Below are 14,537 nucleotides of genomic sequence, written 5' to 3' on the forward strand. Positions count from 1 at the left end.
GCGTCGCCCACCTCATGGGCCGCGGCACACCCCTGACGGGCGGTCAGCCATGGCAGTCGCGCCCGTCCGGCACCGGGGCGGGTACGCTCGCCCGCTCCTCGGCGGAGAGCTCCCGCTGCCCGATGACCCGGCAGAGCTCGCTGCGCCACACCGCGGGATCCAGCCGGACCACCCGGTCGGCGGTGGCGTCCAGCAGGAGGGTCTTCCCGTCCTCGGAGAAATCCAGGAAGTCGTAGGTGTTGTCCGAGAAGTCGAACGACTCCACGTAGGCGCGGCTGCCGGCCCGGTAGATCCGCACCTTGCCCCCGTCGGCCACCAGGAACCGGTCGCTCCTCTCCAGGAAGCCCACGGCGAAGCCGCCGCCGCCGTCCTCTCCGACGGCGGGCAAGGGGCCGAGCACCTTCTGCCGCGACTCCAGCGACCACATCTCCGGGACCGAGCCGCGTCGCAGCAGCGCCAGGTAGCGGCCGTCCGGGTCCGAGAAGGCGCCCAGCGCACCCTTGCCCACGGTGAGGCGTTCCTCCTCGGCCTCCCGGCCGGTCCGCAGGTCGAGGACGTGGATCCGCGGATCCTCCGGCCGCACGACGAAGACCCGGCCCGGCCGGGCATGGCGCGTGACCGTGAAGTCCCAGTTCCCTTCCACGTCCCGGTCCCTGCTGTGCACCAGCCCCGCATCGAGGAGATCGACATCGGATGTCTTCTTCCCCGTCCTGGCGTCCCAGCTCTCCAGCCGGGTCCCCGACACGGTGACGAACCCCTTCCCCGACATGTCGAAGAAGTGGCGCACATCCGCGACCCGCCCCAGGGCGTCGGCCGGGGGCTTCGCCGGGTTGATCGTGGACACCACCTTCAGGGACGAGGTGTCGCGCAGGACGATTTTGTGCTCCCCCACTCGGTCGGCCACCAGCGCACCGTCCCGGCCGATGGTGAGGCGCTCGTCGGTGCGGGGGACGTGGGCGCCCGCGGGGCGGGCCCGCTCGGCGATCACCCGGCCGGACCCGGCCGCCGAGCGCAGCACGATCCGTGTCCCGTTCCGCACGATCTCGATCAACTTCCGGCCGTTACCGGTCAGTGTGGCCATGTCCACCGGGACCCGCCCCCTTCTGGCGAGTTCGGCGTAGTAGGCCGCGGCGTCCCGCCATCCGACGATCAGTAGGGCGCCGGACCGCTCGACGATGCGTCCGTCGCCGTTCGCCCACCATGGGGGCGCCTGGGTCTCGGAGAGGACGGTTCCGCGCCGCATGTCCACGAGTTTCAGCCCCTGGGTGGAGTCGTGGACGACACGGCGGCCCGTACGGTCCAGGGCGACGTTCCCGCAGGTGCTCTCCGCGGTGATCCGGCCGAGCTGCTTCCGGTCGGCGGTCCGCACGGTCCTGATCTCCGCGTCGATGCCCTTCCTCACCCGGCAGTAGGCCACGGTGCTTCCGTCCGCCGAAACCGACGTGTCCGCCGCGCGGGCCGCCAGTTCCTCGGACCGGCCCGAGCGCCGGTCCACGGTCACCAGCCGGTTGTGGTTGTACAGCTCGTCATCGTCCTCGATCCGCGCGCGGGCCACGAGGGTGTCGTCGTCCGGGCCGAACCACACATCGACAAAGGTCTCCCCCTTCGCCGGGGGAATGCGTCCGCCGAGGGAGCCCTTCGCGAGGTCCCACCACACGATGCGCCCGCGGGAGGCCGACGCCACGAAGCGTCCGTCGTCGGACATCGAGGCCAGGCGCTCGCGTTCGTCGAGGAGGACCGAACGGTTGGGGATGGGGCCCTTGGGCAGCACGTGCGCCGGACCGACCGTGCCGTGCTCCCCCGTCCGCACCTCGTGCCAGACCAGCGAGCCGTCGTTCGCCAGATAGCCGACGCGCCCGGCGTCGCGGGACATCACCGGCTCGACCGCGCTCCTCCGGGCGGGCAGCCGGACCCGCCGTATCCGCCCGTCGGACTCGCGCAGGAAGAGCGTCACCCGGCCGAGTTCCGAGACCACGAGGGTCGCCCGGCCGTCGGGACTCGCCGTGACCGCCTGCACCTTGCCCATGGTCCCGGAGAGCACGGTGTGTGCGCTCCGGTATTCGCCGTAGCGTCTCAGGAGCTCGTTCCGCGCCTCGCGGGTGGGCGCCGTGCGGTAGGCGGACATCGCCAGCAGGATCGACATCCCGGGGTCCTGGTCCACCGAGTCCGCGGAGATCCCGGCCAGCGAACGGGACTGCGACTGTGCCGCCTTCTCGTCACTGACCTGTCGCTGGTAGAGGAAGAGCGCCCCCAGCACCGTCGCGAAGGCCAGGACCCCTGCCACCAAGGTCCTGACGAAGTGCCTCCGGCGGTCCTGGTGCCGCAGGCGCTCACGGCCCTGCTCCAGGAACCCGCGCTCGGCCGCTCCGAGGTCCCCGCCCCGCTTCTGGGACCACGAGTCCGCCACCGCCAGGGCCTTGGTGCCGGGCAGCAGTTCGGGGTCCCGGCCGGAGGCCTCCCAGCGGGCCAGATCCAGCCGCAGGCTCTCCCGCCACGCCAGGAACTCCCGGTCCGCTTCGACCCATCCGGCCAGTCGCGGCCATCCGCTGATCAGCGCCTCGTGCGCGAGCTCGGCGGTCTCCTGCCCCTCGGTGCCGCGGCCGAGGACGAGCAGCCGCCCGGCCGCCAGCCGGCGCGCGATCCGCCACTCGGTACCGCCGAGCTCACCGCGGCTGACCTCACGTCGGGTGACCGCACCGGCGGAGGTCGTCGGGACGCGTACGAGCTGGGTGAACAGCCGCCGCATCGCCTCCTCCTCGGACGCGGCCACGCACTCCTGCCAGGCCTCCTCGGCCTGGTTGGCGAGCGCACCGCTGACCCCGCCCAGCTCCTCGTACGCCTGATGGGTGAGCAGGCCGCCCGACGGGTGCTCCCAGAGGCCCGCCAGCGCGAATCCGAGCAGCGGGAGGGTGCCGGGAGCGTCCCCGGCGTCGGCGAGAATCCGGTCGACGAGGCCGGGGGCGTAGTCCAGCGCCGGTATGCCCTCGAGCGGAGCGGTGACCACGTCCCGCAGCTGCCCGGCGGACATCGTGCAGAGCGCGTGGACCTCCTGGCTCACGGCAGGTCCGAGGACGGGGTGGTCCAGTGCGGCGGCCAGGAAGTCGGCGCGCAGGGTGAGCAGCAGTCGCAGTTCCTCGGGCGGGTCCTTCGCGAACAGCACGGATGCCCCGTCGTCGAAGAGTACGGAGGTCCCGTCGTCCCCCTCCTCCTCGGCCATCAGTTCCTCCGCCTGGTCGACGACCAGGAGCAGCCGGCGGGCCCCGGTGTGCCGCAGAACGTCGGCCACGGCTCCGGCGAGCCCGTGAGCGGCGAGCTCGTCCGTCAGCTCGCGGATCTCCCGCAGCCGCTGTGCGCCCGCCAACTCCGGCCGCAGCAGCGCCGTGAACTCGGCGGCCAGCGCGGACAGCAGCCGGTGGCTGCGGGTCGGGCGCAGCACGCACACCGCCCACCCGGCACTGCGGAGCACGGGCACCACTCCGGCCAGGGCCAGCGAGGACTTGCCGCAGCCGGATGGCCCGACGAGGGTGACCAGGGGTTTCTCACGGACCAGCGCGGCGAGCTCGGCGCTCTCGGCCGCCCGGCCGTGGAAGACGTCGGCATCGGATTCCCGGAAGGCCGACAGTCCACGGAAGGGTGACTCCGGCAGCACGAAGTCCCGCAGCACGGGAAGGGCGCTCACCAGGCCCCGGGTGGAGATCAGGTACCCGGCCCGCGGGCCCCTCGTCTCGGCGAGCGCGACCATGCCGACCACTGCGGACAGTTCGTCGTCCCAGACCGGACTGCCGCTGAAACCGCGGGAGATGGGGTACCCGTCGGGTTCGGCCGGCTCCGTCTGGAGCCAGCCCGCGGCCTGCCGGGCACGCAGCCGGCCGGCGTGCCACACGCCGTGGTCCCGCCCGTCGGGGAAGCCGAAGGCGCGCATCGGGTGCTGCCAGACGTCTCCGGCGTCCACCATGCGTACCGGCCGGGCACCGGGCAGCGGGGCGCGCAGACGCAGGACGGCGAGGTCACCCGCGCCGGACGGCTCCTCCGGCAGCCAGTGCTCGACGGTGGCGGTCACCGTCGAGCCGTTCCCCGGAAGGCCGGTCAAGGGCAGGTCCAGTTCCGCGACGGCGTCGGCGGGCGGTTCCTCGCCGTCACGCAGCCCCAGAGCGGTTCCGATCACATGGGCGCAGGTGACGGCGAGTTCCGCGGTGATGAGGAAGCCGACGCCCACGGGCCGCCCGGCGGGGTCCCTGATCCTGAGTACGGCTGCTTCGAGCGCCTCCGGGCCGGCTCCGAGCCCCACCGCGCCCACCTCCCCCGTGAGTCGGTCCTCGGCGCGATTATTCCGGCCCGGAGGCCTCGGGGGCAGAGCGATTCCAAGTCAGGGATACGGAGAAGTTGGCCGCGGTGGCCGTGCTGGCGATCACCACATCGGCCTCCGCGGACAGCGAGATCCCGAACTGCACGGTGATCTCGTCGGGAGCGTCGACCGCCCCGCGGAAGGTGTTCACGAAGTTCGTCGCGACCGGGCGCACGGTGCCGAGCATGTCATCGAACGACCGGCTGGCGCGGGCCGCCGTCTGACGGCCGCTCCTGCCCACCCGGACGAGCCCTTCGTCGAGTTCGCGGACCTCCACCCTGACCAGCTCGGGGTCCTCGCCGTCCCCGGCGCCCTCACCGATCGGCACATCGACCACGTACACGGGCCCCACCGTTCCCCTCCGTCGCAGCACTGCGGCTCTCCGGAGATCGTAGGGAACGTCCCCGGAAAGCCGCAGCGATCGCGGAAAGAGGAGCCTCAGAACGGGTTGAAGTCGTCGAACTCCTGCTGGGCCTCGTCCCGTTCGGCGTCCCGGTCCCGGCGGCGCTGGGCGGCCGGGCGCGGGGCCTCGAACCGGTGGTCCTCACCGCGCCGGCCGAGCATCTCGGCACCGGCGGCCAGCGTCGGCTCCCAGTCGAAGACGACCGCGTTGTCCTCGGGGCCGATGGCGACGCCGTCGCCCGCCCGGGCGCCGGCCTTGAGGAGCTCCTCCTCGACACCGAGCCGGTTGAGCCGGTCGGCGAGGTAGCCCACGGCCTCGTCGTTGTTGAAGTCGGTCTGGTGCACCCAGCGTTCGGGCTTCTCGCCGCGCACGCGGAAGAACGCCTCGCCCTCGGCCGTCACCGTGAAGCCCGCGTCGTCCACGGCCTTGGGGCGGATGACGATCCGGGTCGCCTCCTCCTTCGGCTTGGCGGCGCGCGCCTCGGCGACGATCCCGGCGAGCGCGAACGACAGCTCCTTGAGGCCGGTGCGGGAGACCGCGGACACCTCGAAGACCTGGTAGCCGCGCGCCTCCAGATCCGGGCGGATCATGTCGGCGAGCTCCTGGCCGTCGGGAATGTCGACCTTGTTGAGGACGACCAGCCGCGGCCGGTCGTCCAGGCCGCCGTACTGCGCCAGCTCCGCCTCGATCACATCGAGGTCCGAGGCCGGGTCGCGGTGCGACTCCAGGGTGGCGCAGTCCAGGACGTGCACCAGCACCGTGCAGCGCTCGACGTGCCGCAGGAACTCCAGCCCCAGGCCCTTGCCCTGGCTGGCGCCGGGGATCAGCCCGGGGACGTCGGCGATGGTGTAGACGGTCGAACCGGCCGTCACCACACCGAGGTTGGGGACCAGGGTGGTGAACGGGTAGTCGGCGATCTTCGGCTTGGCGGCCGAGAGCACCGAGATCAGCGAGGACTTGCCGGCGCTCGGGTAGCCGACCAGCGCGACGTCCGCGACGGTCTTGAGCTCCAGGACCACGTCCCCGGTGTGGCCGGGCTCGCCCAGCAGCGCGAAGCCGGGGGCCTTGCGGCGGGCGGAGGCGAGCGCGGCGTTGCCGAGACCGCCGCGGCCGCCCTGGGCGGCGACGTACGTGGTGCCCTGGCCGACCAGGTCGGCGAGGACGTTGCCCTGCTTGTCGAGGACGACCGTGCCGTCCGGGACCGGCAGGACGAGGTCGCTGCCGTCCTTGCCGGAGCGGTTGTCGCCTTCGCCGGGCTTGCCGTTGGTGGCCTTGCGGTGCGGGGAGTGGTGGTAGTCGAGGAGCGTGGTGACCGACTGGTCGACGACCAGGATCACATCGCCGCCCCGGCCGCCGTTGCCGCCGTCCGGACCGCCGAGCGGCTTGAACTTCTCGCGGTGCACGGAGGCGCAGCCGTGGCCTCCGTTACCCGCGGCGACATGCAGCTCGACGCGGTCCACGAAGGTGGTCATACGGATGCCTCCTGCTGTGCTGACGGACTTGCTTCTTCTGCTGCAACAGACCGAGGGCGGACCCTCTTCCCCGCATGAGGCTGCGGGGAAGGGCGGTCCGCCCTCGGAAAGGTGCTGTGTCGTACCGGGTGCCGTCGGGCCCGCCGGGGTACTACCCGGGGCTCCGACCGCGTGCGCTGAACGAGGTCAGCGACGGGCTGAGATGATCAGCCGACCGGAACGATGTTCACGACCTTGCGACCACGGCTGGTGCCGAACTCGACCGCACCGGCGGCGAGGGCGAACAGCGTGTCGTCGCCACCGCGGCCGACGCCGGTGCCCGGGTGGAAGTGGGTGCCGCGCTGGCGGACCAGGATCTCACCGGCGTTGACGACCTGACCGCCGAAGCGCTTCACGCCGAGCCGCTGAGCATTGGAATCGCGACCGTTCCGAGTGGACGATGCGCCCTTCTTGTGTGCCATCTCTCCTCAGTCCCTTACTTCGCAGCCGTGGGGATGCCGGTGATCTTCAGCGCCGTGTACTGCTGGCGGTGGCCCTGGCGCCGACGGTAGCCGGTCTTGTTCTTGTACCGAAGGATGTCGATCTTCGCACCCTTGTGGTGGTCCACGATCTCGGCCTGGACCTTGATGCCGGCCAGCACCCACGGGTCGCTGGTCACGGTGTCACCGTCGACAACGAGCAGGGTCGAGAGCTCGACCGTGTCGCCCACGTTGCTCGTGGAAATCTTGTCAACCTCAACGATGTCGCCGACAGCAACCTTGTGCTGGCGACCACCGCTGCGCACGATTGCGTACACGCGGATCTCACTCTCTCGCTCGAAACGGGACCCTTGATGCCAGCCGCTCCCACGGGCCGGAGGCCCGCGATATCCGGAAGGACGAGCGGCCTCTCCCGGCGGACCGGGAGGGAGTTGCTCAGGGGTTGGCGCACAGAGACGCCGACGGTCAAGGTTACGGAACCCCGACCGGGGGGTCAAACCGAGTCCCCGCAGCCGCGGGGAGGCTCCGGTGGCCCCGCCGGAGCGGGACCACCGGACGCCGTGACTAGGCCTCGTCGGCCGGGGCGGACGCCGCGGTCTGCTCGGCCGCCGCCTTCTTCGTCGTCTTCTTGGCCGTGGACTTCTTGGCCGTCGTCTTCTTCGCCGCGGTCTTCTTGGCGGTGGTCTTCTTCGCCGCCGTCTTCTTCGCCGCGGCCTTCTTGGCCGTCCGCTTCTTCGCCGGAGCGGGCGCCTCGGCCTCGTCGGCCGGGGCGTCGGCGGCCGGAGCCGCCACGGACCCGTCCTCCGCGGCCGGGACGGCCACCTCGGCGTGCTCCGCGGGGGCGGACTCGGCCGTCTGCTCCGCCACGCCGGACGGGACGACCACGACGCCTGCGTCGTCGGCGGCCTTCGGCGAACCGGCCGGAGCCGTCGCCTTACGGGTCGCCCGACGGCGGGTCCGGGCCGGAGCGGCCGGCTCCGGTGCGGGGGCCTCGGCGGCAGCCGGGGCCTCGGTCACGGCCGGTGCGGCCTCCGGCAGCGGCGCGGCCTCCGCGGGCTTCGCCGGAGCGACGACCACGGCCTCCTCCGCTGCCTTCGGCGGGCCCGCGGGAGCGGACACCTTGCGGGTCGCCCGGCGGCGGGTCCGGCCCCGGCCCGCCGAGGCCTCGGCCTCGGCGACGCTGCTGAACAGCTCCTCGTCCGCCGCGAACGCCGGCTCCGGAAGCTTCCGGGGCTCCGCGACCTCCGCGGCGACCTCGGTCGCGCTCTCCACGGCCTGCGGCTCCTCCGCCACGGCCGGCTCGTGCACGTGCTCGGCGACCGCCTCGGGCTGCTGACCGCCGCCCTTGCCCTTCTTCTTGCGCTTGCCGCCGCCACCGCCGCCGGCGGCCGTCGGCTGCTCGACGTGGACGATGACGCCGCGCCCGTTGCAGTGGACGCAGGTCTCGGAGAAGGACTCCAGCAGGCCCTGGCCCACCCGCTTGCGGGTCATCTGGACCAGGCCGAGCGAGGTGACCTCGGCGACCTGGTGCTTCGTCCGGTCCCGGCCCAGGCACTCCAGCAGGCGGCGGAGCACCAGGTCCCGGTTGGACTCCAGCACCATGTCGATGAAGTCGATCACGATGATGCCGCCGAGGTCGCGCAGCCGGAGCTGGCGCACGATCTCCTCGGCCGCCTCCAGGTTGTTCCTGGTGACCGTCTCCTCGAGGTTGCCGCCCTGACCGGTGAACTTGCCGGTGTTGACGTCGACCACGATCATCGCCTCGGTCCGGTCGATCACCAGCGAGCCGCCGCTCGGCAGCCAGACCTTGCGGTCGAGCGCCTTCATCAGCTGCTCGTCGATCCGGTAGGTGGCGAAGACGTCGACCTCGGAGGTCCACTTCTGCAGCCGGTCGCTGAGGTCCGGCGCCACGTGCGAGACGTAGCCGTGGATGGTCTCCCAAGCGCTGTCCCCGCTGACGATGACCTTGGAGAAGTCCTCGTTGAAGATGTCGCGGACGACCCGGACGGTCATGTCCGGCTCACCGTAGAGAAGGGCCGGAGCATTGGCGCCCTTCGCCTTCTTCTGGATCTCCTCCCACTGCGCCTGGAGCCGCTCGACGTCGCGGCGCAGCTCCTCCTCGCTGGCGCCCTCCGCGGCGGTCCGGACGATGACGCCCGCATCCTCGGGGACGATCTTCTTGAGGATCTGCTTCAGCCGTGCGCGCTCGGTGTCGGGCAGCTTGCGGCTGATGCCGGTCATCGAGCCCTCGGGCACGTAGACCAGGTACCGGCCGGGCAGGGAGACCTGGCTGGTGAGCCGGGCGCCCTTGTGACCGATCGGGTCCTTGGTGACCTGCACGAGGACGGACTGGCCGGACTTCAGCGCGGTCTCGATCCGGCGCGGGCCGTTGGACATGCCCAGCGCCTCGAAGTTGACCTCGCCGGCGTACAGGACGGCGTTGCGGCCCTTGCCGATGTCGACGAAGGCGGCCTCCATCGACGGCAGCACGTTCTGGACCTTGCCCAGGTAGACGTTGCCGACGTAGCTGGTGGCCTGCTCCTTGTTGACGAAGTGCTCGACGAGGACGTTGTCCTCCAGCACACCGATCTGGGTGCGGTCGCCCTGCTGACGCACGACCATGACCCGCTCGACGGCCTCCCGGCGCGCCAGGAACTCGGCCTCGGTGATGATCGGCACCCGGCGGCGGCCCTGCTCGCGGCCTTCGCGGCGGCGCTGCTTCTTGGCCTCCAGACGGGTCGAGCCCTTGATGGACTGCACCTCGTCGGAGGGCTCGGGCTTGGCCCGCGGCTCACGGATCTTGACGACCGTGCGCTCCGGGTCGTCCTCGGCGCTCTCGCCACCGCCTCCGTCGCCGTCCCCGCTGCGCCGGCGGCGACGACGGCGACGACGGCTGCTGCTGGAGCCACCGCCGGCACCGGACTCGTCCTCGTCCTCGGCCTGCTCGGGCTCCTCGGCGGTGCGGTCCTCGGCCTCGTCCGAGTCCTCGGTGGACTCGCCGGACTCCTCGGCGCCGTCCGCGGCCTCGCCGCGACGGCGACGACGGCCACCGCGACGGCGGCGGCGGGCCGGGCGGTCGCCCGACTCGTCCTCGCTGTCGCCCCGGTCCTCGGCCTCGGCCTCGGTCCCGGCCTCGGCGGCGGTGTCCGTGGCGGTGTCGGTGGTCTCCTGCTCCGGGGCCTCGGCCGGTGCCGCCTCGGCAGCGGCGCGACGACGGCGGCGGCGCGAACCGGAAGCGGGCTGCTCCTCGGGCTCCTCGGCGCGCTCGCGCTCGGCGGCAGCGGCCGCGGCGGCGCTCTCCGGGGTCTGGAACATCGGCTCGGTGAACACCGGCGCCTGGAAGACGGCGGTCGGCGGGCGCACCGCACGGCGGCGGCCCCGCGGCGCGGCGTCCTGCTGCTCCTCGGCGGCCACGGCCTCGTCGGTCCCGGCCTGCGCCGCCTGCTCCGCCTTGGCGGCCTTCTCGGCCTTGGCGGCCCTGCCGCTCTTCGCGCGCTTCTCGGCCTTCTCCGGCTTGCCGGCCTCTTCCTGCTTGGCGTCCGCCTGCGCGGCGTCGGCCTGCGGCTCGACGGCCGGGGCGTCCGCGGCGCGGGTGGCCCGGCGCCGGGTGCGCCGCTGGGGGGCGTCGATCGCGTCGGCGACGGTGACCGGCTCGGCCTCCGCAGCGGGGGCCTCGGTCGACGGCGCCTCGGCGGGTGCCTCGGACTTGCGGGCCGAACGGCGGCGGCCACGTCCCCGGGGCGCCTCGTCGCCGGACTCACCGGTCTCACCGGACCGGTCGGACGTCACGGCTGCCTCGGGGGCACCGGACGCGGCGGGCTCCTCGGCGCGGTCACCGCTGCCGGGGGTCTCCGCGGCGGCCTCGCCGGTCGGCGCGGACACCTTGCGGGTCGCCCGGCGGCGGGTACGGGTACGCGGCGCGTCCTCGGCCGGGGTCTCCTCCGCCGATTCGGCGGCGGGCTCGGCGGCGGACGCGGTCACGACGGCCGGAGCGGGCTCCCCCGCGGCGGCGCTCGGAGCGTCGTCGGCCACGACCGGCGCACCGGCCGGAGCGGTCACCTTGCGGGTGGCGCGGCGGCGGGTACGGGCCGGCTGGGGCTCCGCCGCCGGGGCCGGGGCCTCGGCGGGAACGTCCTGGTCAACGGCGGCCGCGGCGGCCGGGCTCTCGGCGATGATCTCGACCGGCTCGGCGGCGGGCGGCGCACCGGCCGGAGCCGTCGCCTTGCGGGTGGCGCGGCGGCGGGTGCGAACCGGCTGCGGCTCCGGGGCCGGGGCCTCGACGGCCTCCTCGGTCTCCTCCTCGGAAGCGTTCTCCGGGGTGGCGGGGAGGATGGTCACGGCCTCGTCCGTGTCCGGGGTCCCGGCGGCCGCGGCCTCCGGTGCTCCGGACGGTATGGCCGACGCCGTGGCGTCGGTGGTCGCCCCGGCCGGCGGACCCGCCGGCCGGGATGCCGCGCGGCGGCGCCGCGGCGGCAGGTTGTCACTGGGGCTGTTGTTGTCTGAGCTGTCCCCGGCGGCGCTGTTGCGCGCCGCCTCCGTGGGCTCCATCGGCTCGAGCATGCGGGCGGTTCTCCCGTCACGCTCCCGGGCGCCGCGCCTGACTCCGGCCGCGGCCCACGTGATGAGCGTGGTGCCGCCGTCCGGGGCGCGGGCGCCACACGGGAGCTGTCGTCTCGCTCGCCGGGGCCGGAGGGCCCGACACCGGCGAAAGTCTGCTTTCTCGGTGCGTCTGCCGGACCCGGGTGGCTCCCGGTGCATCGGCGGCGCTTCGACGAGCCCCCAGTCCTCCGCCTGCAGGATGCGCGGCTCGCGCGCCCTGCCGACGGACGACCTACGCGGAACCTCCCGGCGCCGTCGCGGTCAGCCCGGCGGCCGTGGGTGGGGCGGCCATGACTGCCTCGCGGTCGGGCGCGAGCGGGTCGGTCACCGTGCCGCTCTCCTCATCGAGCAGCCCCTGCGCCAGCCTGGTCACCGCAGCGGGGACCGGCGGCGCCAGGTCGGCCGTGGCGCGGAGACCGGACAGGACGTCGTCGGGTCGTACGGCAGGTGTCGCATGCCGAACAACCAGCCGCAGTATCGCACAGGCGCCGACCTGCGGCCTATCAGCCGGTCCCGCGGATGCCTCGAGGCGTGCGACCGCGCCGCGCGCGTCGAAGGTCCGCAACCCGTTTTTCGTGCGGCGCTCGACCTCGACGGTCTCCTCGGCGAGGAAGGCCGCCACGGCGCGCTCGGCCTCCTCCAGGGGCACCCCGTCGAGCCGGAGCTCCCAGACCGAGGCCTGCAGCCGGTCGGCGAGCCCGGAGGTCCGGGCCTCCACCGCGTCGATGATGTCGAGGCCGGACGGCATCGACTCGTCGAGGAGCTGCCGCAGCGTCTCCGGGTCCCGCACCTCGGTGAGCGCGATCTCCAGGTAGTCGGCCTCGCTGCCCGTGCCGGTGGGTGCGGCATTGGCGTACGACACCTTGGGGTGCGGGGTGAACCCCGCCGAGTACGCCATGGGCACCTCGGCGCGGCGCAGCGCCCGCTCGAAAGCGCGCTGGAAGTCGCGGTGGCTGGTGAACCGGAGGCGGCCGCGCTTGGTGTAGCGCAGTCGGATGCGCTGCACCGCGGGTGCGGGCGGGGGGCCTTCGGGCTGTCGCTTGCCCAGTGTCCTTCAGTCCTTCGTGAGTGCTGTCGTACTGCCCACCAAGAGTACGTCCCGGGAGGGCCGCCGGTTCCCGCCGGCCGTCCCGGGCAGGCGCCGGGTGGCCGGGCCGGGTGCGGGGCACGTGGCGGGCGGCACGGGGGCAGCAGGTGGTGGTCCGCACCCGCCGTGGGCCGGTCCGGACCACCATCGGGTGACGGTGGCCGGACCGGCCCACGGTGCCGGGTGCGCCGCGGGTGCATCCGCGGCCGGTGCGCTACTTGACGACGGTCAGCGGCAGCAGCTTCTTGCCGGTGGGGCCGATCTGGATGCTGGTGTCCATCTGCGGGCAGACGCCGCAGTCGAAGCACGGGGTCCAGCGGCAGTCCTCGACCTCGGTCTCGTCGAGCGAGTCCTGCCAGTCCTCCCAGAGCCAGTCCTTGTCGAGGCCCGAGTCGAGGTGGTCCCAGGGCAGGACCTCCTCGTAGGTGCGCTCCCGGGTGGTGTACCAGTCGACGTCGACGCCCTGGGCGGGCAGCGTCTTCTCGGCGCACCGCATCCACAGGTCGTACGAGAAGTGCTCGCGCCAGCCGTCGAACCGGCCGCCCGACTCGTACACCTCGCGGATCACCGCGCCCACGCGCCGGTCGCCGCGGGAGAGCAGGCCCTCGACGATGCCGGGCTTGCCGTCGTGGTAGCGGAAGCCGATGGAGCGCCCGTACTTCTTGTCGCCGCGGATCTTGTCGCGCAGCTTCTCCAGGCGCGCGTCGGTGTCCTCGGCGGACAGCTGCGGGGCCCACTGGAACGGGGTATGCGGCTTGGGCACGAACCCGCCGATGGAGACGGTGCAGCGGATGTCGTTCTTGCCGGAGACCTCACGGCCCTTGGCGATGACGTTGACCGCCATGTCGCCGATCTGGAGCACGTCCTCGTCGGTCTCGGTGGGCAGGCCGCACATGAAGTACAGCTTCACCTGACGCCAGCCGTTGCCGTACGCGGTCGAGACCGTCCGGATCAGGTCCTCCTCCGAGACCATCTTGTTGATGACCTTGCGGATGCGCTCGGAGCCGCCCTCGGGGGCGAAGGTGAGACCGGACCGGCGGCCGTTCCGGGTGAGTTCGTTGGCCAGGTCGATGTTGAACGCGTCGACCCGGGTGGACGGGAGGGACAGGCCGATCTTGTCCTCCTCGTAGCGGTCCGCGAGACCCTTGGCGACATCGCCGATCTCGGTGTGGTCCGCGGAGGAGAGGGAGAGCAGGCCGACCTCTTCGAAGCCGGTGGCCTTGAGCCCCTTGTCGACCATCTCGCCGATGCCGGTGATGCTGCGCTCCCGCACCGGCCGGGTGATCATTCCGGCCTGGCAGAAGCGGCAGCCGCGGGTGCAGCCGCGGAAGATCTCCACCGACATCCGCTCGTGCACGGTCTCGGCGAGCGGCACCAGCGGCTGCTTCGGGTACGGCCACTCGTCCAGGTCCATGACGGTGTGCTTGGAGACCCGCCACGGCACGCCGGAGCGGTTCGGCACGACCCGGCCGATCCGGCCGTCGGCCAGGTACTCGACGTCGTAGAACCGCGGCACGTAGACGCCGCCGGTCTTCGACAGGCGCAGCAGCAGCTCGTCGCGGCCGCCGGGGCGGCCCTCGCTCTTCCACGCCCGGATGATCTCGGTGATCTCCAGGACGGCCTGCTCGCCGTCGCCGATGACCGCGCAGTCGATGAAGTCGGCGATCGGCTCCGGGTTGAACGCCGCGTGGCCGCCGGCGAGCACCACCGGGTGGTCCTCGGTACGGTCCTCGGCCGCCATCGGGATGCCGGAGAGCTCCAGCGCGGTGAGCAGGTTGGTGTAGCCGAGCTCGGTGGAGAAGGACACACCGAGCACGTCGAAGGCGCCCACCGGACGGTGCGAATCGACCGTGAACTGCGGGACGTCGTGCTTCCGCATGAGCTCTTCGAGGTCCGGCCAGACGCTGTAGGTGCGCTCGGCGAGGACGCCCTCGCGCTCGTTGAGGACCTCGTAGAGGATCATGACGCCCTGGTTGGGCAGCCCGACCTCGTAGGCGTCCGGATACATCAGCGCCCATCGCACATCGCAGGATTCCCACGGCTTGACCGTGGAATTCAGCTCGCCGCCGACGTACTGGATCGGCTTCTGGACGTGCGGGAGAAGCGCTTCCAGGCGGGGGAAGACCGACTCGACAGGCATTCTCAGCGTTCT

General features: G+C 72.8%; 8 protein-coding genes. All 8 read right to left on the reverse strand.

What is annotated here, in order from left to right:
- Nucleotides 1–43 precede the first annotated feature (43 nt).
- The gene (locus ACFYYR_RS02220; protein ID WP_388845931.1) at nucleotides 44–4,288 is read right to left on the reverse strand and encodes a trypsin-like peptidase domain-containing protein; all 4,245 of its coding nucleotides are present in this window, start codon (nucleotides 4,286–4,288) and stop codon (nucleotides 44–46) included.
- 37 nt (nucleotides 4,289–4,325) lie between these two features.
- Nucleotides 4,326–4,688, reverse strand: coding sequence for a CU044_2847 family protein (locus tag ACFYYR_RS02225; RefSeq protein WP_388845933.1), 363 nt, complete (start codon nucleotides 4,686–4,688; stop codon nucleotides 4,326–4,328).
- 95 nt (nucleotides 4,689–4,783) lie between these two features.
- A complete protein-coding gene (gene obgE / locus ACFYYR_RS02230) occupies nucleotides 4,784–6,220 on the reverse strand; it encodes a GTPase ObgE (RefSeq protein WP_388845935.1) in 1,437 nt (478 codons plus the stop codon).
- Between the two features lie 206 nt (nucleotides 6,221–6,426).
- Nucleotides 6,427–6,681 (reverse strand): 50S ribosomal protein L27, encoded by a 255-nt coding sequence (rpmA, locus tag ACFYYR_RS02235; RefSeq protein WP_388845938.1) that lies wholly within the window; start codon nucleotides 6,679–6,681, stop codon nucleotides 6,427–6,429.
- Nucleotides 6,682–6,695: 14 nt separating this feature from the next.
- The gene (rplU, locus tag ACFYYR_RS02240; protein ID WP_351512048.1) at nucleotides 6,696–7,016 is read right to left on the reverse strand and encodes a 50S ribosomal protein L21; all 321 of its coding nucleotides are present in this window, start codon (nucleotides 7,014–7,016) and stop codon (nucleotides 6,696–6,698) included.
- A gap of 247 nt (nucleotides 7,017–7,263) precedes the next feature.
- Nucleotides 7,264–11,259 (reverse strand): Rne/Rng family ribonuclease, encoded by a 3,996-nt coding sequence (locus ACFYYR_RS02245; RefSeq protein ID WP_388845940.1) that lies wholly within the window; start codon nucleotides 11,257–11,259, stop codon nucleotides 7,264–7,266.
- Nucleotides 11,260–11,530: 271 nt separating this feature from the next.
- The gene (locus tag ACFYYR_RS02250) at nucleotides 11,531–12,304 is read right to left on the reverse strand and encodes a TIGR03936 family radical SAM-associated protein (protein ID WP_388845943.1); all 774 of its coding nucleotides are present in this window, start codon (nucleotides 12,302–12,304) and stop codon (nucleotides 11,531–11,533) included.
- Nucleotides 12,305–12,599: 295 nt separating this feature from the next.
- Nucleotides 12,600–14,525 (reverse strand): TIGR03960 family B12-binding radical SAM protein, encoded by a 1,926-nt coding sequence (locus tag ACFYYR_RS02255; RefSeq protein ID WP_388845946.1) that lies wholly within the window; start codon nucleotides 14,523–14,525, stop codon nucleotides 12,600–12,602.
- Nucleotides 14,526–14,537: the final 12 nt, after the last annotated feature.

It is taken from the genome of Streptomyces sp. NPDC001922, assembly GCF_042891165.1.
Classification (GTDB): Bacteria; Actinomycetota; Actinomycetes; order Streptomycetales; family Streptomycetaceae; genus Streptomyces.

Excerpts from the sequence above, each read along its gene's own strand:
- obgE (WP_388845935.1), bottom strand. The coding sequence starts at position 6,220 with ATGACCACCTTCGTGGACCGCGTCGAGCTGCATGTCGCCGCGGGTAAC.
- rpmA (WP_388845938.1), bottom strand. The coding sequence starts at position 6,681 with ATGGCACACAAGAAGGGCGCATCGTCCACTCGGAACGGTCGCGATTCC.
- ACFYYR_RS02245 (WP_388845940.1), bottom strand. The coding sequence starts at position 11,259 with ATGCTCGAGCCGATGGAGCCCACGGAGGCGGCGCGCAACAGCGCCGCC.
- ACFYYR_RS02255 (WP_388845946.1), bottom strand. The coding sequence starts at position 14,525 with ATGCCTGTCGAGTCGGTCTTCCCCCGCCTGGAAGCGCTTCTCCCGCAC.